20 protein-coding genes are annotated in these 23,403 nt (G+C 69.5%); 11 read left to right on the top strand and 9 right to left on the bottom strand.

All coding sequences use genetic code 11. The features are described from left to right. The first annotated feature begins 43 nt into the window (after window positions 1-43). Entirely contained in the window at window positions 44-817 is a 774-nt protein-coding gene (locus tag J5X86_RS11450; protein WP_208516639.1) for a TioE family transcriptional regulator, read from the top strand. 4 nt (window positions 818-821) lie between these two features. On the opposite strand, the gene J5X86_RS11445 is transcribed toward J5X86_RS11450, so the two are convergent. The 4 genes from J5X86_RS11445 to ilvN are packed head-to-tail and all read right to left on the bottom strand — an operon-like array spanning window position 822 to window position 4,879. Next, entirely contained in the window at window positions 822-2,126 is a 1,305-nt protein-coding gene (locus J5X86_RS11445; protein ID WP_208516638.1) for a dihydrolipoamide acetyltransferase family protein, read from the bottom strand. A 31-nt stretch (window positions 2,127-2,157) separates the two neighbouring features. Continuing rightward, window positions 2,158-3,195, bottom strand: coding sequence for a transketolase C-terminal domain-containing protein (locus J5X86_RS11440; protein WP_208516637.1), 1,038 nt, complete (start codon window positions 3,193-3,195; stop codon window positions 2,158-2,160). Next, window positions 3,192-4,289, bottom strand: coding sequence for a thiamine pyrophosphate-dependent enzyme (locus J5X86_RS11435; protein ID WP_208516636.1), 1,098 nt, complete (start codon window positions 4,287-4,289; stop codon window positions 3,192-3,194). The genes J5X86_RS11440 and J5X86_RS11435 overlap by 4 nt, the downstream gene beginning before the upstream one ends. Further along, a complete protein-coding gene (gene ilvN, locus J5X86_RS11430; protein WP_208516635.1) occupies window positions 4,286-4,879 on the bottom strand; it encodes an acetolactate synthase small subunit in 594 nt (197 codons plus the stop codon). Before ilvN ends, J5X86_RS11435 begins: the two co-directional genes overlap by 4 nt. Before the next feature lie 130 nt (window positions 4,880-5,009). Here ilvN and J5X86_RS11425 point away from each other — a divergent pair, with 130 nt between their 5' ends. Continuing rightward, a complete protein-coding gene (locus tag J5X86_RS11425) occupies window positions 5,010-5,471 on the top strand; it encodes an Lrp/AsnC family transcriptional regulator (protein WP_093470041.1) in 462 nt (153 codons plus the stop codon). A 98-nt stretch (window positions 5,472-5,569) separates the two neighbouring features. Here J5X86_RS11425 and J5X86_RS11420 read toward each other — a convergent pair whose 3' ends face one another. Further along, the gene (locus J5X86_RS11420) at window positions 5,570-6,352 is read right to left on the bottom strand and encodes a FadR/GntR family transcriptional regulator (protein ID WP_308124508.1); all 783 of its coding nucleotides are present in this window, start codon (window positions 6,350-6,352) and stop codon (window positions 5,570-5,572) included. Next, on the bottom strand, window positions 6,349-7,809 hold the full coding sequence (locus J5X86_RS11415; RefSeq protein WP_208516633.1) for an amidase: 1,461 nt from the start codon (window positions 7,807-7,809) through the stop codon (window positions 6,349-6,351). Before J5X86_RS11415 ends, J5X86_RS11420 begins: the two co-directional genes overlap by 4 nt. Window positions 7,810-7,960: 151 nt before the next feature. Here J5X86_RS11415 and J5X86_RS11410 point away from each other — a divergent pair, with 151 nt between their 5' ends. Genes J5X86_RS11410 through J5X86_RS11375 form a run of 8 tightly spaced genes read left to right on the top strand, consistent with a single transcriptional unit; the run spans window position 7,961 to window position 16,633 of the window. Continuing rightward, a complete protein-coding gene (locus J5X86_RS11410; RefSeq protein ID WP_208516632.1) occupies window positions 7,961-9,034 on the top strand; it encodes an isocitrate/isopropylmalate dehydrogenase family protein in 1,074 nt (357 codons plus the stop codon). Between the two features lie 5 nt (window positions 9,035-9,039). Then, window positions 9,040-10,554, top strand: coding sequence for an ABC transporter substrate-binding protein (locus tag J5X86_RS11405; protein ID WP_208516631.1), 1,515 nt, complete (start codon window positions 9,040-9,042; stop codon window positions 10,552-10,554). A 16-nt stretch (window positions 10,555-10,570) separates the two neighbouring features. Continuing rightward, a complete protein-coding gene (locus tag J5X86_RS11400; RefSeq protein ID WP_208516630.1) occupies window positions 10,571-11,521 on the top strand; it encodes an ABC transporter permease in 951 nt (316 codons plus the stop codon). Then, window positions 11,518-12,396, top strand: a complete 879-nt coding sequence (locus tag J5X86_RS11395; protein ID WP_208516629.1) for an ABC transporter permease — start codon at window positions 11,518-11,520, stop codon at window positions 12,394-12,396. Before J5X86_RS11400 ends, J5X86_RS11395 begins: the two co-directional genes overlap by 4 nt. After that, window positions 12,393-13,469, top strand: coding sequence for an ABC transporter ATP-binding protein (locus J5X86_RS11390; protein WP_208516628.1), 1,077 nt, complete (start codon window positions 12,393-12,395; stop codon window positions 13,467-13,469). The genes J5X86_RS11395 and J5X86_RS11390 overlap by 4 nt, the downstream gene beginning before the upstream one ends. Beyond that, window positions 13,462-14,343, top strand: coding sequence for an ATP-binding cassette domain-containing protein (locus J5X86_RS11385; protein ID WP_208516627.1), 882 nt, complete (start codon window positions 13,462-13,464; stop codon window positions 14,341-14,343). The genes J5X86_RS11390 and J5X86_RS11385 overlap by 8 nt, the downstream gene beginning before the upstream one ends. Then, window positions 14,340-15,830, top strand: coding sequence for an aldehyde dehydrogenase family protein (locus tag J5X86_RS11380; protein WP_208516626.1), 1,491 nt, complete (start codon window positions 14,340-14,342; stop codon window positions 15,828-15,830). The genes J5X86_RS11385 and J5X86_RS11380 overlap by 4 nt, the downstream gene beginning before the upstream one ends. A 5-nt stretch (window positions 15,831-15,835) precedes the next feature. Then, window positions 15,836-16,633, top strand: a complete 798-nt coding sequence (locus J5X86_RS11375) for an SDR family NAD(P)-dependent oxidoreductase (RefSeq protein WP_208516625.1) — start codon at window positions 15,836-15,838, stop codon at window positions 16,631-16,633. Window positions 16,634-16,697: 64 nt separating this feature from the next. On the opposite strand, the gene J5X86_RS11370 is transcribed toward J5X86_RS11375, so the two are convergent. Together J5X86_RS11370 and J5X86_RS11365 are read right to left on the bottom strand one after the other, a co-directional pair. After that, entirely contained in the window at window positions 16,698-18,965 is a 2,268-nt protein-coding gene (locus tag J5X86_RS11370; protein WP_208516624.1) for an arylsulfatase, read from the bottom strand. 48 nt (window positions 18,966-19,013) lie between these two features. Continuing rightward, window positions 19,014-19,994 carry a formylglycine-generating enzyme family protein gene (locus tag J5X86_RS11365; RefSeq protein WP_208516623.1) on the bottom strand — a complete coding sequence of 327 codons (981 nt, stop codon included), beginning with the start codon at window positions 19,992-19,994 and terminating at the stop codon, window positions 19,014-19,016. 206 nt (window positions 19,995-20,200) lie between these two features. Between J5X86_RS11365 and J5X86_RS11360 the strand changes: the two genes are divergently transcribed. Then, window positions 20,201-20,959, top strand: a complete 759-nt coding sequence (locus J5X86_RS11360; protein ID WP_208516622.1) for a FadR/GntR family transcriptional regulator — start codon at window positions 20,201-20,203, stop codon at window positions 20,957-20,959. 31 nt (window positions 20,960-20,990) lie between these two features. Here the strand turns inward: J5X86_RS11360 and J5X86_RS11355 are convergent, their stop codons facing one another. Continuing rightward, the gene (locus tag J5X86_RS11355; RefSeq protein ID WP_208516621.1) at window positions 20,991-23,291 is read right to left on the bottom strand and encodes a polyprenyl synthetase family protein; all 2,301 of its coding nucleotides are present in this window, start codon (window positions 23,289-23,291) and stop codon (window positions 20,991-20,993) included. Window positions 23,292-23,403 lie beyond the last annotated feature (112 nt).

The raw sequence follows: 23,403 nt of genomic DNA, 5'->3' as shown, positions 1-23,403 counted from the left end.
GTTGAACCTCCGGTTGAAACTTCTCCGCGATATCGGCAGAACCATGGGACGAAACCTTCAAAGCAGTGACCGGCTCAGGCCGGTTGATCTGGCGCGCGGACACGGTCTGTCCACGCAGGCGATCAGGAACTACGAGGAGACCGGCATCCTTCCGGCCGCCGGTCGCACACCCCACGGCTACCGCACCTACACCTCGCTGCACGCGGCGGCCCTGCGCGCGTTCCTCGCCCTGGTGCCCGGACACGGCCACCAGACGGCGACGTCGATCATGCGGGCCGTGAACCAGGGCTCGGCCGAAGAGGCGTTCCACCTCATCGACGAGAGCCACGCCCAGCTCCTCGACGATCGCCGGACCCTCCAGGCCGTGGAGAGCGCCCTCCGCGACCTGGAGCGCACCGAGGCGTCCGAGCCCGGTGTGGGGTCCGACGCGGTGTCCGGGCCCGGCGGCACGTTCATCGGGCCGCTGGCGGAACAGCTCGGCATCGGGCCCGCGACGCTGCGCAAATGGGAGCGCGCCGGGCTGGTGTGCCCGCGCCGCGACCCGCTGACCGGTTACCGCGTCTACGACGAGGCCGCCGTACGGGACGCCCGGCTGGCCCACCAGCTCAGGCGCGGCGGCTACCTGCTGGAGCAGATCGCCCCGCTGATCGCCCAGGTGCGGGCGGCCGGCGGGCTGGAGCCGCTGCAGGCCGCCCTGTGCGACTGGCACGGTCGGCTGTCCGCCCGCGGGCGGGCGCTGCTGACCGGGGCCGCGGAGCTGGAGGCGTACCTGCGCGAGCGCGGAAGCGGACTCCTCAGAGCCATCCCCGACAACTGAAAGGTCACTGATGAAGAACCATCAGCTCTGGCCTCTCGAGGAACCGGGCGATGTCGCGCAGGACGAGTGAACCGAGCTCGCCGTCGACGAGGCGGTGGTCGAACGACAAGGCGAGGGTCGCGGTGTCGCGCAGCCGTACGCGTCCCTTGTGTTCCCATGGTGTTCGCCGCACCTGGCCGAAGCAGAGGATCGCCGCTTCACCAGGATTGAGGATCGGGGTTCCGCCGTCGATGCCGAACACACCGATGTTGGTGATCGTGAACGTCCCGTTTCTCATCCGCTCGGGTGGCGTCTTGCCGGCGCGGGCCTGATCGATGAGGTCGGTGAGCGCCAAGGCGATCTCATGCAGAGAGAGCCGCTGGGCCGCGGCGATATTGGGGACGATGAGCCCTCTCGGTGTCGCCGCGGCGATGCCGAGATTGACGTCGGGGTACTGGACGATCTCACCGGCCGCCGCGTCCCACTTCGCATTGATCTCGGGATGCCGCGCGATGGCGATGAGCGCTGCCTTGATGACGAGACACAGCGGTGTCAGGCGCACATTCCCGAACGCCTTGTCGGCGCGTGCCCGCTTCAGCAGTTTGAGGGACCGCTGCACGTCGACGGTGACCCATTCCGTGACGTGCGGAGCGGTGAAGGCGCTCGTGACCATGGCCTCCGCGGTGTGCTTGCGCACTCCGCGAATCGGCGTGCGCACCACGTCGTCATGGGGGAGGTCCGGGGCGTTCGACGCGGTTGCCCGCTGCTCGGCGAGGCGGTGGACATCCTCGCGCGTGATGCGTCCCGACGGGCCTGTGGCGGCCACGAGGCGCAGGTCGACTCCGAGGTCGCGGGCGAGCTTGCGTACCGGCGGGGTGGCGAGGGACGTCCGGGCGGCAGGTGTGACGGCCGGTTGCTCGGGTTTCCTCTTTCGCGGGCGTCGCGCTGTCCTCGCGTGCGCCGGCCCATAGCCGACCAGGACGGGCTCGCGGGCGGGGGTGGACGGCTGCTCGTCCTGGGCGGGCGGATCGACGGGCCCTTGGGGTGTGGCGTCGACTCCGGGCCCCGCCTGCGGGGCGCTGTCGTCCTCGACCTCGAACGTGATGATCGGCGCACCGACGGCCACCGCCTCGCCGGCGGCACAGAGGATTTCGGTGACGGTCCCGGCATACGGGCTGGGCAGCTCCACCACTGCCTTCGCGGTCTCGATCTCCACGAGGGTGTCGTTGACGCCGACCGGGTCGCCGGGTCCCACGCGCCACTCGAGGATCCCGGCCTCGGTGAGACCCTCGCCGACGTCGGGGAGATGGAAGTGCTTGGTTACGAGCATCGTGTCCTCCAGGAGAGCTCCGCCGGACGGTTTACGGGGCACACACCCGGTCGACGGCGTCGAGAACTCGATCGAGATCGGGCAGGTAGTCGTCTTCCGCGCGCGCCGGCGGATAGGGGACGTTGTAGCCGCCGACCCGTTCCACGGGGGCCTCGAGGTCGTAGAAGCAGTGCGCCATGACCGTGGCGGCGATTTCGGCGCCCAGGCCGACGTTGACGGGCGCCTCGTGTACGACGACGACGCGCCCCGTCTTCGACGCCGAGCGGCACAGCTCGGCGGTGTCGAGCGGCGACAGCGAGCGGAGGTCCAGGATTTCCAGCGAACGGCCTTCGGCGGCGGCGACCTCGGCCGCGCCCAGCGCGACCGCGACCGTGGGCCCGTAGGCGACCACGGTGACGTCGGCGCCTTCGCGCAGGACCCGGGCGCGCTGCAAGGTGTCGCCGTCCACGGGGCGACCGAGGCAGACCTCGGCCCGGTCCCAGTATCGGCGCTTCGGCTCGTAGAAGATGACGGGGTCGTCGCACGCGATCGCGGCGCGGAGCATGTCGTACGCGTCCTGGGGGTGGCCGCACGCTACGACGCGCAGCCCGGCCGTGTGGCAGAAGTACGCCTCATTCGACTCGCTGTGGTGCTCGACCGCGCCGATCCCGCCCCCTACCGGGATCCGGATGGTGACGGGAAGCCGCAGCAGCCCGCGGGAGCGTGCCCGCATCTTCGCCAGCTGGCTGACGATCTGATCGAAGGCGGGGTAGACGAAACCGTCGAACTGGATCTCGCACACCGGCCGGTACCCCCGCAGGGCCAGGCCGATCGCCGTTCCGACGATCCCCGATTCGGCCAGCGGGGTGTCCACCACGCGGTCGCCGAATTCGGCGACCAAGCCATCGGTCACCCGGAACACCCCGCCCAGGGAGGCGATGTCCTCGCCGAGCAGAACCACCCGCTCGTCGTCGCGCATGGCTTGCCGCAGTCCCTCGTTCAGTGCGCGTCCGAGCGTGGTCGTGGCGGCCTTGTCCTGGGCGTTCTTCTTGGCCGAGGTGGCCGAGGTGGCCGCGGCGGTGATGGTCACAGGAAGGACTCCTTGAAAGTCTCGAAGCCTTCGCGCTCACGTCGCAGAGCCTCGGTCTCCTCGGACAAGGTGTTTCGGAAGGTGTCGCTCAGGGACGGCTCCGGAAGGGCACGGCACTCCCGGCGCGTCCGCGCCGCGAGCTCCTCGGCGTCGGACGCGACTGTGGCGAAGTAGTCCTCGTCGGCCCAGCCGCGTGCCGTGAGCAGAAGGCGTACGCGCTCCACGGGGTCGTGGGCCTCCCACTGGGCGAGCTCGGCGCTGTCGCGATAGCGCCCCGGATCGTCGGACGTGCTGTGTCCGGACATGCGATAGGTGTGCGCCTCGATGAACCCAGGTGCTCCACCGGCCCGGACTCGCTCGACCATGCGGTGTGTGGCGGCGTGGACGGCCAGGACGTCGTTGCCGTCCACGGACACCGCGTCGAGTCCGAAGCCCTTCGCACGTTCCGTCAACGGGGCGGCGTACTGCTTGCTCGCGGGTGTCGAGATCGCCCATCCGTTGTTCTGGCAGAAGAACACGATGGGTGCCGACGCCACCGCCGCCCAGTTGAGCGCCTCGTTGGCGTCCCCCTGGCTGGAGGCGCCGTCACCGAAGTAGGCGAACACGACGCTGTCGACGGCGTCGTACCGGACGCCCATCGCATAGCCGACTGCGTGCAGTGTCTGCGTCGCCAGCACAAGACTGTAGATGTGGAAGTGATACCGCTCGGGGTCCCACGAGCCATGGCTGGCACCGCGCCACTGCGACAGCAATTCCGCCGGTGAGACGCCACGGCAGAGGGCTGCCACGTGCTCGCGGTAGGCCGGGAAGACCCGGTCGTCCGCTCGAAGAGCGCGGATCGACCCGGCTTGTGCCGCTTCCTGCCCGAGGGACATCAGCCAGAGCCCGAGCTCACCCTGGCGTTGCAGGGAGTATGCCTCCTGGTCGAAGCGGCGCCCGAGCACCATGTCGCGGTACAGCGTACGGACCAGTTCACCGGTCACCTCGAGCATGCCCGCGGCCGCCTGCTCGTTCAGCCTTCCGGCAGGATCGACCAACTGCAGGACGTCGTCGGAGTGGGCCGCCGCGGACGTCGCAAGGGAGTTCGTGCTCATGGCCGCCTCCAGGTGTGCGCGCGGTCCACGGCGGTGTGGCCCTTCCGCAGGAGGCGCGGCATCCGCAGCGGCGCCGCCATCACGAGCTCCCGGATGGTGAAGCCGGAGAGCGCCTCGACGAGGGCATCGACATGGGCGGACTCGGCCGCGGCGAAGACGGTGCAGCGAGTCCGGCCGGCTTCCACGACCTCCGCGGAAAACGCCCGAGCGATGGCGACGACTTCGGCGAGACGGCCTTCGGGGAAGGCGACCGCCACGAATGCCCCGCGCCGATGGTGTGACGTATCGTCGGAGAAGCGGACGACCTTGACGACGTCGGGTGCCCGGTTCAGGAACTTGACAAGCCGCTCCAGCTTGAGCTCGTCTGCCGTGTCCACCTCGATGGTGATCCTCCGCAGCCCGTCGACGGGCGCGGCGACGTCCATGGTGAGCACGTTGAACTGGCGATGCGCCAGGATCGACGCGATGCGAGCGAGCGCCAAGGGCATGGCCACGACATCGAGTCGCAGCACGGCACCACCATGGCGCGTGTCCGGTTTCATGGCTTCAGAGGGGGCAGCGCGTGTTGCTGCTTGTATCGCGACTGACATGAGGGACACAGTTCCAAGGGCCCGGTGCGTCCACAACAAAAGTGCGCACAGCGATGCGAAGCAGGCGCATGTGAGCAGTCCAACCGGGTCGGGAGTGACCGCCCAGGGAAGTACTGCTTACAGTTGCGGTATGTCAGCACCGGTACATCTCGACTCGGTCGATCTGCAGATCTTGGAGTTGTTGCGAGCCGACGGGCGGCGCACCGTTCGCGACATCGCACGCCTGGTGCAGCTCTCGCCGGCGCCGGTCCGTCGGCGCATCACACGCCTCGAGGAGTCGGGAGTCATCACCGGCTACACGATCACGACGGATCAGGCCAAGCTCGGTCAGGGCCTTCAAGCGGTCACTGAGCTGCGTTTCACGGGCGACACGGACATCCATGACATCGTGGAGTTCGCGTCGACTCTGCCGGAGGTCGACGAGGTGTTGACGCTCACCGGCGACGTGGACGCACTCGTCCGGTTGCATGTCGACAATGTCGATGACCTGCAGAAAGTGGTCAATCGACTGCGTCGTAAGGGTGTCGGCGTGCTGCAGACGAAGACGCTGATCGTCATCGCCTCCTGGCAACGCGGAACTTCCGTGCCCTGAGATCGAGGTGGCCGACGAGCCGATCGCTTCGGCTCGCACGCCGCACACGGGTCACGGGTGCTCGCCACCGGCGAGCACACCGATCCCCTCTCGATCGTCTACGGCAGAGTGGTTGACGTCTCCTCGTCGTCCACGAGCGCGAGCAGCGGCCCCTGTTCGTTCTCGGGGACGTAGCCGGCGTAGTAGTCGTAGAGTGTGCGCCGCGAGATGCGTGCTGCCGCCTGGCCGTCCCGTACCCGGATCGCCTCGAGCACTTCCTGGTGGTGGCGGAGCGACTTCCGCATGAGCGCCGTGCTGTTGCGTGCGTGGGCGACCTTGTCCGAGATCAGCGAGAGGACGGCGCCCCGGACCACCTGATTGCAGACCTCGATGAGGGAGTTGCGGCTGGCCACGGCCACCGCCTCATGGAATGCGACGTCTGCCTTGCTGAACTCCTCGTACCCTGCCTCGATCGCGTCCGACATGACGGCGAGCGTCCGCTCCATGGCGGACAGCTCCTCCTCGGACCGCAGCCGAGCCGCCAGCAGGCTCGCCGACCCGTCGAGGATCATGCGGAACGAGATCAACTCGGCCATCGACACGTTGTCGAACTGGACGAGCCGGGTCATCTCCTTGGTCAGGCCGGCCGGCGAGAACGGCAGGATCTCCGGGCCGTTCGGATCACCCGGGCGCGAGCGGACGAGGCCGTTGCTCTCCAGCACGCGCAGGGCCTCCCGCACCGTGGGCCGGCTCGCCCCGAACTGCGTCACCAACTCGCGCTCGCTCGGCAGCCGTTGGCCGGGCTTCAGATCGCCTCGCGCGATCGCCTGCTCGATCTGCTCGACGATGCGCTGGTAGAGCCGTACCGGTGAGACCTGCCGGAACTGTGCACCGTCACTCACGGCTTCTTCCCTTCGAGCGTGGTACATGTCGACTTCTCCCCGGTGGGCGCACCCGGGGCGCTGTCCGGCCAGTGCGGGACCGCCTCGGCGGGCCGGTTCCGTTCGTACCACGCCGCCGCCCTCAAGACGCCGAGATCGTCGAAGCGGCGCCCCGCGATCTGCACCCCGATGGGCCGACGGTCCGCCGTAAAGCCGCAGTTGACGGTCGCCGCGGGCTGTCCCGACATGTTGTACGGCGCGGTGAAGCCGATGTGGGCCATGGTCTTCGCGTCCCCCGCGAACGGCATCGGCTGCTCGGCGGGAAACGCCGCCACCGGAGCCACCGGCGAGAGCACCAGATCGTACGGGCCCGTCGCCGCCACGGTCCGCGCCTGGATGCTCATGATCTGCTGGTAGCACTGGAGTACCTTCGTGCCCGGTACGTCCGCGCCTCCCTGACACCACCTGATGATGTGGGGGTGGACGCGCAGCCCGGCCTCGGGCGTCAGCGCGCGGAGGTCGTTCCAGGACCGCACCCGCCAGAACAGATCCAGGTCGTCCAGGAGGTCCTGGCTCATAAACGGCTCGACGGGCTCCACGACGGCGCCCGCCGCCTCGAAGGCCGCGGCGGCGCGGTTCACCGCGGCGAGGATCTCGGCGTCGCACGGCTCCCCGCAGCCGGCGTCCAGGTGCACCCCGACCCGCAGTCCGCGTACCTCGCCGGCCGGCGCCGACCAGTCGATGTCCTGCGGCGGCAGGCTTGTCCAGTCCCGGGGATCCGGCCGACTCAGGACACCCATGAACAGGGCCGCGTCCGCCACGGTACGGGTCAGCGGACCGGCGGCGCGCCCCAGGTACGGGGCGTCCAGCGGGATCCTCCCGTAGCTGGGCTTGAGCGTGGCCAGCCCCAGCCAGGTGCCCGGCAGCCGGATCGATCCCCCGATGTCGGTGCCCACGTGGAGCGGACCATAGCCCCCGGCGGCCGCGGCCCCCGCACCGGAGCTGGAACCGCCCGTGGTCCAGGCGGCGTTCCAGGGGCTGCGCGAAATGCCGTGCCGGCTGGAGACTCCCGAGGAGAGCATGCCCCAGTCCGGCATCACGGTCGACCCGAGGATCACCCCGCCGGATTCGAGGACCCGCGCGGTGATGGGCGCGTCGGCCTCGGGGACGACCGGATCGGTCCCCGCGTTGCCCGAGGGCATGGGGACGCCCCTACGGGCGACGTTCTCCTTCAGCGTCACGGGCACGCCGTCGATGGGCCCGAGCGGTTCCCCCAAGGCCCATCGGGACTCGCTGGCCTGGGCCGCCTTGCGGGACTCGTCCGGATCCCGCACCCAGAACGCGTTGAGCACGCTCTCGCGCGCCTCGATGACCGACTGGACGGCGTCGTGGACCTGGACCGGTGACAACGTGCGGTCAGCGAATCGGGCCACCATCTCGACGGCCGGCATGGTGGCCAGGCTCTGTTCCGTGAGCACCCGCAGTCTCCCTTCTCCCCCAGCTACCGCTGGGCGGTGCCCCCTGGCGATACCTGGGGGATTCGAACCCTTGACAAGAGCAATTTAAGTCGTCACGGTACCTGGCAAATGAGCTTACTGGTCAGGCCAGTCACAATGAAAGGTGTCGTCCATGACGCGGGACCCCGAGGTCGTGCGGCTTGCCGTCATACCGGGTGACGGGATCGGTCCTGAGGTCGTCGCGGCGACCGTGCCCATGCTCCGGACCGCGCTGGAGGCCGAAGGCCACCGGCTTGATGTGACCTCGTACGACTGGGGAGGCGAGCGGTACCTCCGGCAGGGCGCGGCGATGCCGGCCGATGCGGCCGATCTGGTCAAGAAGGCGGACGCCGTGCTCTTCGGCGCCGTCGGACGTCCCGATGTGCCGGAGCACGAGCTGGTCTGGGGCCTGATCATCGGCCTGCGGCAGCAACTCGACCTCGCCGTGAACCTTCGCCCGGTGCGCGCGTTCCCCGGCGTTCCCACCAAGGTGCGCGACACCGATGGGGTGGACCTGGTGATCGTGCGCGAGAACACCGAGGGCGAGTACGTCGGCGCCGGCGGGGTGGCGCACGCCGGCAGCGGACACGATCTTGGCATCGAGGTCGCCGTGCACTCCCGTCGCGCCATCGAGCGGGCGGCGCACCAGGCGTTCGCCCTGGCCGGCCGGCGGTCGGGACATCTGTGTCTGGTGACCAAGTCCAACGCGATGCGATACGGCTATCCGCTGTGGGACCGGGTGGTCCGCGAGGTCGGCGAGCACTACCCGGCGGTGCGGCTGGAAACGGTGCTGGTCGACGCCATGGCCGCCCGCATGATCCAGGCTCCGCGATCCCTTGACGTGCTGCTCGCGAGCAACCTGTTCGGCGACATCCTGTCCGATCTCGCCGCGGTGCTGGCCGGCGGTATGGGCATGGCGCCCAGCGCCAATGTCCTTCCGGGCGCGGACGTGCCGGGTATCTACGAACCCGTGCACGGCTCCGCACCCGACATCGCCGGGAAGGGCGTGGCGAATCCGGTGGCATGCATGCTCTCCGGCGCGATGCTGCTCGACGACCTCGGACACGACGGCGCGGCTCGCCGCGTCCACGACGCGGTGGCGGTCACCCTGCGCGACGTCAGGTACCACACGGCCGACCTCGGCGGCAGCGCCACCACGGCGGAGGTGGCATCCGCCGTCCTGCACACCATGGAAAGCCAGGGGTAGTACATATGAGACATACCAGGCGGCTGGTGCGGGGGACCGGGACCCTCGCGGCCACGCTCGCATGCCTGCTGCTGGCAGGCTGCTCGGCAGGGTCCACGGCATCCGGCGGTACCGGGAAGAACGCCCTGAACATCGGCCTCACCGCCGAGCCGGCCAACTTCGACTTCACCAAGACCGAAGGTGCCGCCATTTCACAGGCACTGCTCTACAACGTCTACGAGAACCTGGTGAAGCTGGACCAGTCCGGGAAGATACGGCCGCAACTGGCCACGTCATGGACCCTGTCCAAGGACCGCGAGACGTACACGTTCCACCTGGTGAAGAACGCCAGGTTCAGCAATGGCGCACCCTTCACGGCCAAGGACGCCGCATTCTCCATCCAGCGTGTCAGCTCCGACTGGACGATCGCGCAGAAGGCCCAGATGGACGTCGTCGATACGGCGCGGGCGGTGTCGCCCACCGAACTGAAGGTCACCCTGAAGCGGCCGAGCAACGACTGGCTGTACCGGATGACCACCCGCGTCGGCGCGATGTTCAGCAGGACCGGCGTGGACAAGCTGGCCACCGAGCCGGTGGGCACCGGCCCGTATGTGGTGAAGAAGTGGAACCGCGGCGACTCGATCACGCTCGGCCGTCGTCATGACTACTGGGGGCGCAAGCCGCACTTCGCGTCGGTCACCCTCAAGTACTTCAAGGACCCGACGGCCATGAACAACGCGCTGCTCACGGGCACCATCAACGTGATCGGCACGATGCAGTCCCCGGATTCCCTGTACCGGTTCGCGAACAACCCGAAGTACAAGGTCATCGAGGGCACGACCAACGGCGAGGTGGTCCTCTCCCTCAACAACGGCTCGGGCCCGCTGAAGAATCCGAGGGTCCGCCAGGCAGTCCGCTACGCCATCGACCACAAAGCCCTGATGGACACCTGCTGGGCGGGCCGCGGCAAGCTCATCGGCAGCATGGTCCCGCCCACCGACCCGTGGTACCAGAACCTCACGAACGAGTATCCGTACAACCGTGACAAGGCCAAGAAGCTCCTCGAGGAGTCCGGCCAAGCCGGTCGTACGCTGCGGCTGCGGCTTCCGACGCTGCCCTATGCCACCGCGTGCGGCACCGTGGTCAAGAGCCAGCTCGAACAGGCCGGGTTCAAGGTCAAGCTCGACCAACTGGAGTTCCCCGCCGCCTGGCTGACCACCGTGTTCAAGAACGCCGACTACGACATGTCCATCATCAGCCATGTGGAACCCCGCGACATGCAGGCGGTGTTCGGGAGCAAGACCTCCTACACCCGCTACGACAGCCCTGAATTCCGCGCGCTGCTGAAGGAGGCGGACCAGGGCACCCAGAAGGAGCAGGTCACCGCCATGCGGGCGGCTGCCCGGCTGCTGTCCAAGGACGCCGCGGCCGACTGGCTGTTCCTGCTCCCGAACCTGATGGTGGCGAACAAGGACATCACCGGCCTGCCGGTGAACACCGTCTCCGAGTCACTGGATCTCACCGGCCTGGGCCGGTCATGAAAGGCGGCCTCAACCCATGATCGTCCGTCTGGCGCAGCGGATCGCGATCCTCCTGGCCAGCCTTGCCGTGAGCTCCGTGCTGGTGTTCGCGTTCATGGCGGTCCTGCCGGGGGATCCGGCGCGCGTCGCACTCGGCACCAGCGCCTCGGACACCGCGGTGACGCAACTGCGCGAGCAGTTCGGGCTCAACCGGCCGCTCGTGGAGCAGTACCTGAGCTGGATCCACGGACTGGTGACCTTCGACCCGGGCAACTCCTACATCTCACACGCGCCGATCGGCCCGCAGATCTCCGACCGCCTCCAGGTCACCCTGTGGCTCGTCGGCACCGGAATGGTGATCGCCTGCATCGTGGCGATTCCCATGGGCATGGTCATGGCCGTGCGGCACCGCAGGCCGTCCGGGCTCATCCTCTCGGCCCTGTCGCAGATCGGCGTGGCCGTCCCGGCCTTCCTCGCGGGCATCCTCCTGATCACCGTGTTCGCGGTGGGGCTCGGGTGGCTGCCGGCGAACGGCTGGACACCCCCGGTGGAGGATCCGGTCCTGTTCCTCAAGCAGCTGGTGCTGCCCGCGCTGTCCCTCGGCGTGGTGCAGGGGGCAGTGCTCACCCGCTATGTCCGCAGCGCCGTGCTCGATGTCCTCAGGGAGGACTATCTGCGCACCGCTCGCGCCAAGGGACTCCGTCCGACGCAGGCGCTGCTGCGGCACGGCCTGCGGAACGCGGCGGTGCCCGTGGTCACCGTCCTGGCGCTGCAACTCGCCACGCTGCTGGTGGGCGCCGTCGTCATCGAACGGGTCTTCGTCATCCCCGGGCTCGGGAGCCTGCTGCTGGACAGCGTCTCCAACCGCGACCTCATCCTGGTGCAGGACGTGGTCATGATCATCGCAACGGCGGTGCTGCTCGTGAACTTCCTGGTGGACATCATCTATCTGCTGATCGACCCGCGACTGAGGGTGGGTGCGTCATGAGTGCTCCGAACGCGGAAGCCGCTGTCGCGTCCGCGGCGCCCGAGGGCCGTCGGCGGCGCCGCCCGGTGCCGGGCAGCCTCCTGGTGGGCGCTCTCATCGTCGTGGTCGTACTCGGCATGGCGCTGCTGTCCTTCGTGTGGACCCCGCACGATCCGACCCTGGTGAACCCCGCGGCGCGGCTGGAGACGCCGTCGTCGGAGTACTGGTTCGGCACGGACAAATTCGGCCGCGACGTGTTCAGCCAGATCATGATGGGCTCGCGCACCACCCTCTTCGTCGGCTTCGTGGCGGTGGGGGTCGCCGCCCTGGTCGGAGTGCCCCTCGGGATCGTCGCCGGAATGGCGCCCGGCTGGTTCGGCGAGCTGCTCATGCGCGGCAACGACCTGATTCTCGCCTTCCCGGCGCTCCTGCTGACCATCATGTTCTCCGCCGTGTACGGCGCCGGCACGCTGGTCGCGATGATCGCCATCGGCATCGCGTCCATCCCCCATTTCGCCCGGCTGATCCGCGGCGGCACGCTGCAGGTCATGCGGACCGAATACGTCATCGCCGCGCGCGCGGCGGGCCGCGGGCCGTTCGCGATCGCGCTGCGGCATGTCCTGCCCAACGTCAGCGGTCTCGTCATCGTGCAGGCGTCGGTGGGCTTCGCCATCGCCGTACTCGCCGAAGCCGCGCTGTCCTTCCTGGGCTTCGGGACCCCGCCACCCACACCGTCCTGGGGCCGGATGCTGCAGGAGAGCCAGGAGATGCTGTCGATCGCCCCCCGGCTCGCCGTGTTTCCGGGCATCGCGATCGCGGTGGCGGTGCTCGGATTCAACCTGCTCGGTGACGGCCTGCGCGACCGCTTCGACCCCAAGATGGAGGACCGCCGATGACCCCGGCACCTGACACGGCACCGGCCTCCGCAGCGGGCTCACCCGACTCTCCCGACTCGCCCGATGACGTGTTGACCGTGCGGAAACTCGACGTCGCGGTGGGCGGCCGCAAGCTCGTCGAAGACGTCGACTTCACCATCCGGGCGGGCGAACGGGTCGGCCTGATCGGCGAGTCGGGGTCGGGCAAGTCGCTGACCGCGCTGAGCGTCATGGGCCTGCTTCCCGAGGAGCTCCGGGCCACGGGTTCGGTGCGGCTCGCCGGAGTCGGCCACGACCTGGTGGGGGCCGACGAGGCGCGGATGTCCCGGGTGCGGGGCAAGGAGATCGCCATGGTCTTCCAGGAGCCCATGACCGCTCTGAACCCCACGATGAAGGTCGGGCGGCAGATCGCCGAGGTACTGCTGATCCACCGGACCAGGCCCGACCGCGCGTCCGCTCGCGCCGCCGCCGTGGAACTCCTCGCCCAGGTGGGAATTCCCGATCCCGCGGTCGCCGCCGACGCCTACCCGCACCAGTTCTCCGGCGGCCAGCGGCAACGGGTGGTGCTGGCCATCGCCCTCGCGAACGACCCCGCGCTGCTGGTCTGCGACGAACCCACCACCGCACTCGATGTCACGGTGCAGGCGCGGGTGCTCGACCTGATCGTGCGGGGCGTAAAGGACCGCAGGTCGGCCATGCTCTTCATCACCCACGACCTGGCCGTGGTGGCCACCGCCTGCGAGCGGGTCATGGTCATGTACGGCGGGCGGGTGGTCGAGTCCGGCCCGGTCCGGGAGGTGTTCACCCGCCCCCGGCACCGCTACACCCAGGGCCTGATCGGTGCCTCCGACCTGACCGTGGTCGACGACCGCGGCCGGCTGGTCACCATCGGCGGGTCGGTTCCGCCCGCGGGACAGTTCCCCGCCGGATGCGTCTTCAGAAACAGATGCGCCCAGGCGACCGAGGTGTGCGCCTCCCGGCCGGAATGGGTCGCGACCGGCCCGGATTCCGGCTACGCCTGCTTCCACCCGGTGTCCGAGAGCGGCGCACCCGGGACCGGCACCCCCACGAACCAGGAGGCCGGCCATGGCTGAGCAGCCGACCAGCGCCCCCCAAGCCCCCGGGCCGCGGACCGGCCCGGCGGATGCCATCAGCGTCCGCGACGTCACCCGCGACTACCGGCGGCCTCGTACCTCGCTGCGCCACCCCAGCCCGGCGGTGCACGCCCTGCGCGGCGTCAGCTTCGACGTCTCCGCGGGGCAACGGTTCGGCATCGTGGGCGAGTCGGGGTGCGGCAAGTCGACCCTGCTGCGGATTCTGGCCGGGCTCGACCGCCCCACCAGCGGTAGCGTCGCGATCGACGGCCGGGACATCACCGGGCTCCGGGAGAGACAGCTCCGGTTTGTCCGCGAGCGGCTCCAGCTCGTGTTCCAGGACCCGATGAGTTCGCTGGACCCGCGCATGCGCGTCGGCGACATCGTGGCCGAACCGCTCGTCGCACAGGGTCACGGGAACCGCCGCGAGCGGGTGGCCGAGCTGCTCGAGGCCGTCGGCCTGCGAGCCGACGCGGTGGACCGGTATCCGCACCAGTTCTCCGGCGGTCAGCGGCAGCGCATCTCGATCGCGCGCGCTCTGGCCCCCCGCCCGAAGATCATCGTGGCCGATGAGCCGGTGAGCGCCCTGGACGTGTCCGTACGGGCCCAAGTCCTCAACCTCATCGCCGACCTCGTCGACGAGTTGTCCCTCACGCTGGTCTTCGTCTCCCACGACCTGTCCGTGGTCCGCCATGTGTGCGACCGGGTCGCGGTCATGCACAACGGGCAGATCGTGGAGACCGGGGCCACCGAGCAGGTGTACGAGGACCCGCAACATTCCTACACACGCAGGCTGATCTCCGCCGTTCCGACTCTGGGCAAGGCACTGTCCGGAGTGTCGGCGGCCGACCTCAACCGGGAGTACCAACCGTGACGACCCATGCCGAACCCGCCGGCGAAAGCCCCGTGGCGAGGGAGTTTCCCGAGGGTCTTCCCATCGGCGACACCTGGGTGGAGGCACCCGCCACCGAGGACGTCCGTTTCCCCTACGACGGGACGCTCGTCGCACGGGCGCCGATCGGGGACACCGCCCTCGCCCGCCACGCGGTCGACGCGGCCCTCGCGATCCGCGAGCGCGTCGGCCGGCTCCCCTCACACGTACGAAGGGCGGCGCTGCTCGCGACGCACGAGGCGGTCGCCTCCCGGCGCGCGGACTTCGAGCGGCTCCTCGTCCTGGAGACCGGCAAGCCGCTGGTCGACTGTCGCGTCGAGGTGGACCGCACCCTGCTGACCCTGCTGACGGCGGCCGAGGAAGTGGCCCGGCTGCACGGGGAGACGGTGCCGCTGGACCTGCTGCCGTCGGGGGAGGGGCTGCTCGGTTTCTGGACCCGCAAGCCGATTGGCGTGGTGGTGGGCATCGCGGGCTTCAACTACCCGCTGCTGCTCGCCGCGCATAAGATCGCGCCAGCGCTGGCCGCCGGCTGCCCGATCATCGCCAAGCCCGCCCCGCAGACCCCGCTGGCCACGCTGTGGCTGGTGCACCTCCTCCGTGAGGCCCTGCGCGCCGGTGGTGCGCCACAGGCCGCGGTGCAGCTGGTGACCGGGGGCCCCGAGGTGGGCGTCGCGCTGACCACCGACCGCCGGATCGGAGCGGTGTCCTTCACCGGTTCCGCCGCCGTCGGCCACCAGATCGCCCGGGACGCGGCACCCACCAAGGTGCTGCTCGAACTCGGCTCCAACGCCGCCCTGGTGGTGGCCGCCGACGCCGACCTCGACGCCGCCGCCGACGCGGTGGTGCGCGGCGGGTACTACGCGTCGGGCCAGGCGTGCATCAGCGTGCAGCGGGTCATCGTGGTGGACTCCGTGCGAAAGGAGTTCGTGGCCCGCCTGACGGAGCGAGTGGCCCAGGTGACCGTGGGCGATCCCCGTGATCCGCAGACGCGTGTCTCGGCACTCATCGACAAGCGGTCGACCGAGCGGGTGCGCGCGTGGCTGGCCGAGGCGGTGGAGGCGGGGGCGTCGCTGGTGGCCGGAGGATCGGTCACCGATGGTGTGATTGAGCCCGCCCTGCTGCTCGATGTGGACCGCGCCCTCGCCGTCTGGGACGAGGAAGTGTTCGGCCCCGTGGTCGCCGTACGGTCGGTCCCCGATCTGGAGACCGCCTTCGACCTGGTCAACGACTCGCGCTACGGACTGCACGCGAGCGTCTACACCAGCGCCCTCGACACCGCGTTCGCCGCTCTGGACCGCCTGGAGGTGGGCGGAGTGGTCGTCAATGAGGTTCCCGGTTTCCGTTCCGATGTCATGCCGTACGGAGGTGTGAAGGACTCCGGGGCCGGACGGGAGGGCCCGAGGTTCGCCATCGAAGAGCTCACCGTGACCCGTATGGCAGTCATCCGCCCGACGACGAAGAAGCCGTGAGGACCATGCAAGAGAACGACCGCACCGATGCGGTGAACAGCTACTCCCGTCTGTTCCGGCTCGACGGCCGCAAGGCCGTCGTGGTGGGTGCCGGCAGCGGCATCGGCCGCGAGAGCGCCCTGGCGCTCGCCGCGCACGGCGCCACCGTGGTGTGCGCCGACCGTGACCTGAAGGCCGCCGAGGAGACGGCGTCGATGGGCCAGGAGATGTCGGCATACGCCCTCGACGTGCTCGACGGCGAGGCGGTCGCGCGTGCCGCCGAGGAGCTCGGCGCCGTCGACGTCCTCGTCTTCACCGCCGCGACGAACGTGCGCAAGCATCTGCTCGACTACACGGCGGACGAGTTCGACCGGGTCGTGGGGCTCAATCTGCGCGCCTCCTTCGACCTGGTGCGGGCCTTCGGCCGCGGCATGGCCGAACGCGGCCGCGGGAGCATCATCGGCTTCAGCTCGATCCGTTCGGTGGCCGTCGAGCCGGGCCAGGGCGTGTACGCGGCCACGAAGGCCGGCCTCGTGCAGCTGCTGCGCACCGCGGCGGCCGAGCTGGGCCCGTCGGGCGTGCGGGTCAACGCCGTCGCTCCGGGCGTCGTCGACACACCGCTGACCGCGCAGATCCGGTCCGTGCCGGAGTGGTCGGAGGCCTACGCGTCCAAGAGTGCCCTCGGCCGCTGGTCCCGGCCCGACGAACTGGCGGGCGCCGTGGTCTATTTGGCGTCGGACGCGTCGTCCTTCGTGACGGGCAGCCAGCTCTTCGTGGACGGAGGCTGGACGGCGATCGACGGACGTTATACGCCGCCCAGCTGACCCGGCAAAGATACGAGGGCCCGCCACCGTTCCTTCCGGTGGCGGGCCCTCGCGCGTGAGCGCGTCAGTCGACGCGCTCGAAGGGCTCCGTGCCCTCTTCGTCCGGCGCGACGTCGAAGACGACCCTCTCGAGCTTGCCGGTGAACGCGAACTCACCGTCGTAGCTGGGCGAGGAGGGCGACAGGGTGTCCCGGCCGACGTCGAGGCCCTGCCATCCGAAGAAGTGCGGCAGGACCTGCGGCATGTCCGTCTCACCGGCCGGCATTCCGGACACGTACAGATGACCGACGCCCTGCACGTCACCGGTCTTGATGAATTCGAAGGTCAACTCGGCCGGGCCGAGCGGGAGTTCGTCCTGCGACGTCACCGTGTAGCGGGTGCCGAGGAAGTTGTACTCGTAGACGAGCCGGTTGTCCTTGACGTACAGGACGTAGCCGCTGCTGATGTTGCCCAGGGACACCAGAACGCCCTCGTCCGACGCGGCGGCCCGGTCGACGAACGCGGTGATGCGGTGGGCGCGGTTCATCACCGGTGGCACCGCGGCGCCGGGCAAATGCGCCATGCCCGGGTAGTACGTGAAGGTGGTGCGCCTGCGCGGCGACCCGGGGCGCGGGATCTTCGCGCGGAGGGCGAAGCCGTTGTCGTCCAGCGGCAGCACATCGTATTTCCCGGCCTCCACCCAGAAGCGGGCGACCATCTTCTGCAGTTGCTCGGGCTGCGTCTCCGCCAGGTCGTTGCACTCCGAGAAGTCGGTGTCGTGGTGGTAGAGCTCCCACTGGTCGTCGTCGAACGACGACCCCCGCTGATGGAAGGAGACGGCCTTCCAGCCGTCGTGCCAGATCGCGCGGTGCCCGAACATCTCGAAGTACTGGGCCTCCTTGCGCGTCGGCGCGGTCGGCTCGTCGAACGTGTAGGCCATGCTCGTGCCGTGGATCGGCATCTGCGGGATGCCGTGGTAGACCTCGGGCGCCTGCAGGTCGAGCAGTTCGAAGAGGGTCGGCATGATGTCGCTGACATGGTGGAACTGCTGCCGGTTCTCGTCGGTGCGCGACAGCCCGCGGGTCCAGTTCACGATGAGCGGGCAGCGGACGCCACCCTCGTGGGTGTTCTGCTTGTAGCGCTTGAACGGCGTGTTGCCCGCCTGCGCCCAGCCCCAGGGGTAGTTGGCGTGCGCGCGCGTGGTGCCGATCTCGTCGATCCGCGCGAGCATCTCGTCGAAGTCCTCGGAGAGGCCGTTCTGGAACGCGGTGGGGTTGAGGGACCCCTTCTGCCCGCCTTCCTGGCTGGCCCCGTTGTCCGAGAGCAGGATGGTGATGGTGTTCTCCAGCTGCCCTATCCGCTCCAGGAATTCCATGAACCGGCCGATGTGGTGGTCGGTGTGGTCGAGCATCGCCGCGTAGGCCTCCTGGAGGCGCACGGACAGCTTCTTCTCATCGTCCGACAGCTCGTCGAAGGGCTCGACTCCGGGGTTGCGCGGGGCCAGTTCGGTGCCGGGCGGCAGGATGCCCCGTTCGATCTGGCGGGCGTGCCGGGTCGCGCGCTCGACGTCCCAGCCGTGGTCGAACCGGCCCCGGTACTTCTCCAGGTACTCCTGCGGAGCCTGGTGCGGGGCGTGCGCCGCACCGAAGGCCATGTACATGAAGAAGGGCTTCTCGGGAGTGACCGACGTCTGGTCCGTGACGAATTCGATCGCCCGGTCCACCAGGTCCTCACTGAGGTGATAGCCCTCTTCCGGGGTCGTCGGCGGATCCACGGCGTGGTTGTCGTAGAACAGTTCCGGATAGAAGCTGTCCGTCTCGGCTTCCAGGAATCCGTAGTAGCGCTCGAACCCACGGGAGAGCGGCCACTGGGTGTACGGCCCGGACGCGGTGGTCTGCTCCATCGGCGCCAGGTGCCACTTGCCCACGGCCATGGTGTTGAAGCCGTTGTCGCGCAGCACCTCGGGCAGCATCGCGGCGGCCTTGGTGACCCGTCCGCGGCCGCTGGGGAAGCCGGTGTCGAAGTTGGACAGCATCCGCATGCCGACCGAATGGTGGTTACGGCCGGTCAGCAGGGAGGCCCGGGTCGGCGAACACAGCGTGGTGGTATGGAAGTTGGTGTAGCGCAGGCCCCCGGTGGCGAGGGCGTCCATGGCCGGGGTCTCGATGTCCGAGCCGAAACAGCCGAGGTCGGAGAAGCCGACATCGTCGAGCACGATGACCACGACATTGGGCGTGTCCTCGGGCGGCGCCGGCTGCTCGGGCCACCACGGCGTCGACTCCTCGTAGGTCGTGCCGATCTTGCCTTGGAAAGTGCCGCTCGCGGACGGCGGATACGGAGAGGCGTTGGTCATCCAGGACGCTCCTTTGTATGGACATGGGTGCGTTGTGCCGGCGGTCCGTCAGCGCGACGGGGGCGGGTCCGCCGCGCAGCGGAACCCCATGTGCCCGGTGCTGCTGTCGGGCGTGTTGGAGGTGCGCGCGGCGACGCGGTAGCGGTTGCAGTACGACGCGTGGCACAGGTAGGAGCCGCCGCGGATCACCTTCGCCTCACCGGCGGGAGGTCCGGCCGGGTCCTGGCGGGTCTCCGGGCGGTCGGCCGCGTGCCAGGTGGTGCTCCACCAGTCGGAGCACCATTCCCACACATTGCCCGAGGTGTTGTACACGCCGAGGTTGTTGGCCCGGTAGGACTTGACCGGCGCGGTTCCCAGATACCCGTCCTCGCCCGTGTTGACCTGCGGGAACTCCCCCTGCCAGATGTTGCAGCGGTGCTGCCCCCGGGGCAGCAGCTCATTCCCCCACGGGTAGCGGGCGCGCTCCAGACCGCCACGCGCCGCCATCTCCCACTCCGCCTCCGTGGGCAGGCGCTTGCCCGCCCATGTCGCGTAGGCGGACGCGTCACGCCAGGAGACATGGACGACAGGGTGGTTCGACAGATCGGTCCATGACGACCCCGGCCCGTAGGGCGCCCGCCAGCACGCCCCGTCCACCGCGAGCCACCAGGGTGCCTGCGCCACCGTGCCGTCGCGCACCAGATGCCGGGCGTCGGGGTGGACGAGTGCGTAGAACACGAAGGACCAGCCGTAGCGCTCGGCATCGGTCCGGTAGCCGCTGCTGCGCACGAACGTCGCGAACTGTCTGTTGGTGACAGCGGTCGCGTCGATGAGGAACGGCGACAGCCGCACCGCCCGGACCGGGCCTTCACCGTCCTCGGGAAACGCGTCGGCGTCATCGCCTCCCATCAGATACGTCCCCGCGGGGATGCGCAGCATGGCGCGCAGCCCCTGCGCCCGGTCCCGATCCGAGGCCTGGAGCCGCACGGTGGACGGCTCGGGGATCTCCCGGTCGCCCCCTGATGTGGGGGCGCAACAGGCTCCTGACATCGCTCCTCCAACCGCGGCCGCTGTTTCTCGCCCGTCTCAAGGTCTACTGAGGTGACTGGTCTGGCCAGCATCATATTCTGGCTAGTTGAAAGAGTGTGTTTCGGTCCGAATACCGCTGTCAAGGGAGTCATCGAGCCGCTGGGACGGCACGTGGAGCGGTACGTTCGGCTACCCGTAGCGGAACGAACCGGCCAGAAAGGTGGATCGTGTCAGAAGAGCAGTACTTCCAACCGGTGCGTCCGACCCGTGCCTATGAGGCGATCGTCGAGCAGGTGGAGGAGACGCTCGCTCGCGGCGCCCTGCGCCCCGGCGACCGGCTGCCGGGCGAACGGGAGCTGATGAGCCAGTTCTCGGTGAGCCGTTCCACCGTGCGCGAGGCGCTGCGGGTGCTGGAGAGCGCGGGCCTGATCCGCTCACGACCGGGCGATCCGCGCGGCGCCGAGGTGCTGCCGTACTCCACGAAGAACCTGCGCAAGCCCCTTGAACGGCTCGCCGGAAGGGACGGTATTTCGCTGAGCGAACTGATCCAGTTCCGCATGATCCTGGAGGGCTCGGCCAACCGGCTTGCGGCCCGGCTGCGCACCGACGAGCAGGTGGCGGCCATCGAGGCCGCGCTGGAGCGGATGCGGGAGGCGATCGACGAAGGATATGCGGCCTTCAGCGCCGCGGATGTCACCTTCCACGACGTGGTGGCGCAGGCCGGCGGGAACAATCTGATCCAGGTCTGCGGTGAGGTGGTGCGCGGCGCGGTCCTCGCGCTCATCGAGGACAAGCTGCAGCGGGCACCCGACAGCGTCGCGCTGATGCGCGAGTCCGTGGCCCACCACGCCGAGGTTTTCGAGGCGGTGCGCCACGCGGACCTCATCCAGGCCGACCGGCTCGCGCGCTGCACCCTCTATGAGTACTACGCCTCGTATGTGGCCGAGGAGAGCAAGCCCATGCTTCAGGCACTCATCGAGGAGTAGCAGCACCGCGTGTTCGCGGCCTGCTCCGCGCTCATCGCAGGGCCGTTGTCCGGGGGATGTGGTCGGTTTCGCGTTGAGCGGCGTACCAGCCCAGTGCGCGCACCATGGCCTTGTGCGGGGTGGGCGGGAGCAAGGGGGCGAGGGTGTCCCAGGTCTTGTCGACGAGTTCGCGGGCCTCGGCCATGCACGCGTCGAGGGCTCCGCTGCGCATCAGCAGGTCGGACGCCTGGAGCGCACCGGTGTCGGAGCACTGCCGGAGGGCGTCGCGCAGGCGTTGGCGGTCGGCGGTGTCGAGGAGGCGGGTGGCGTGGGCCACGGGGTAGGTGACCTCGCCGTTGTGGAGGTCTTCGGCGGGGGAGCGGGTGGTGATGCCCTGGCGGTGTTCGTCGGGGGTGCACTGCCCGTACAGGTCGAAGACGTCGTCGGTGATCTGGTAGGCGATTCCGACGGCTTCGAAGTATGCGCAGATCGCGTCGAGTTGGGTCTCGTCGGCGCCGCCGAGGATCGCGGAGACCTCGGCGGTGCTGCGGACGAGCATGCCCGTCTTGAGCCGGTGGGCGGTGCGGATCTGGTCGAGGAGGGGGCGGGCGTCACCGGTTGCCACGGCTTGGTCGAATGCGGTGTGGTGCCCGGCGAGGTCGAGGGCCTGACCGGCGTGGGCGGCGCGCAGGTCCCGCAGATAGAGGCGGTAGATGCGCAGCATGGTGGCGGGGTCGGCCTGCGGGACGCGTTGGATGAGGGCGTCGAAGGTGTAGTAGCCGAGGGTGCCCGCGGTGATCGCCGGAGCGGTGCCAAAGATCTCGTGGACGCTCGGACGGCCGCGCCGGGTGGACGAGTTGTCCTGGATGTCATCGATGACCAGCGCCGAGACATGGAGCAGCTCGGTGACCGCGGTCAGCGGCCGGTAGGGCTCGGGGTCGGCGCCGAGAAGGCAGAGGACGGCCGCGGCCACGTAGGGGCGCCAGGAGCGTCCGGGGTTGTCCAGCAGATGCAGAAGGGGAGCGGCGACCGCCTGGTGGAGGCGGATCCGGGCGGCGGCGTCCAGGTCCGTTCCGCCGCTGGTTCCGGTGAGCAGACCCAGCGCGGTCTCGTCGGTGGCATCGGTGGAATAGAGCGCGGCGGCCTCCGCACGGGCGATGTCGTGGGTGCGGCGCATGTAGTGCTCGATATCGCCGATGGTGTTGGTCGGGAGGGTCTGCAGGAATGCCGTGCCGACCACGGACGTGTTTCCCATGACGCCGCGCACGGTGGCGGGGCTCTCCCAGAAGGCGCGTCCGACGATCAGGGTACGGACTTCGCCCTCCGCCGCCGGAGCGATCACCTCGACATCCAGGCCGAGGTCGGGGACGCGCACGCGCACCGCGGTGGGGTAGGTGTTGAGGGTGGCCAGTGAGGTCCAGTGGCGCACGGGCTGCCAGTCCACGTCGTGGTAGCCGACACTGCCGTCCGGGGCGACCACCGTGGCGCGGGTGAATTCCAGCGTGGCGGCGCCCGTGGCGGGATCGGTGTTGCGCGCGTGAATGCAGCTGATCTCCCAGCCGTTGCCGAGCTGGATGCCGGCCCACTCCCAGGTGTGGTCCGGCGTTCCCGGGGTCCGCTCGACGTCGTAGTAGGTGCTGCCCCAGTCCTGCTCGAACCAGGCATGCCCCTCCACCCGTCTTTGGGTGCCGTCCGCACGACGCAGGGTCCCGTGGGCGCGCAGCCGGGGCACGAAGTACGACGTCATCGCGTCCGCGTCGGTCGGAAGCCGCCCCGGATAGCGCCCACGGGCGTCGAACTGCGGGACCGCCGCCTTGACGGGGGTCAGGAGAAGCTCGAAGCGTTCCCTGTCCTGGAAGGCCAGGCGGTATCCGCCGTCCTCCGCACGGCGCAGCGCGGCCACGTCCCCGAAGGACATGTCCAGTGTGTCGGCCGACTCCACCACCGGCTCGGTCAGCAGCCGGTCGGGCAGCAGCGGGCCCTCGGCGAGGGCCTCGGCCAGCGCCTCGCGGACCCGGTGATCCTGCGCGGTGTCGCCGCGAAGCGCCTCGCGGACCGCGCGGTGCATGGTGGGCGTGAGCCAGGCGCCGTGGGAGACCCCTGCCGGGCCCGAGCAGGTGGACACCACGCCGTACCCGGGACCGGCCGTGCGGTCCCGTACGTCGTGGTGTTTCAGGATGCTGACCATCCACGTGTACTCGTCGCCGCTCTCATCCCGCAGATGCCCGTTGAGATACCACCCTTCGGCACCGGCCGAAGGGTGCGGCAGGCCCATGGGCGCTGAGCCGGCGGTGTGCTGCGGTGCGGCCTGCGAAGGGCCCTGCGCCGGGGGACGGGACGCGGAGATGGTCATGCCGGAAACCTAGACGTCCGCACCCCGCTCGCCGGGTGCTGTCGTAACGGCCCCACCTCATCGGATGACAACGCGGCCCGCATTTCGGGTCGTCACCGTGCCCTCGACGCCG

This window comes from Streptomyces sp. NEAU-YJ-81 (genome assembly GCF_017592595.1).
Taxonomy (GTDB): Bacteria; Actinomycetota; Actinomycetes; order Streptomycetales; family Streptomycetaceae; genus Streptomyces; species Streptomyces hygroscopicus_B.
The sequence above is the reverse complement of the archived record's forward strand: the minus strand, read 5'-3'. Positions and strand labels throughout refer to the sequence as shown.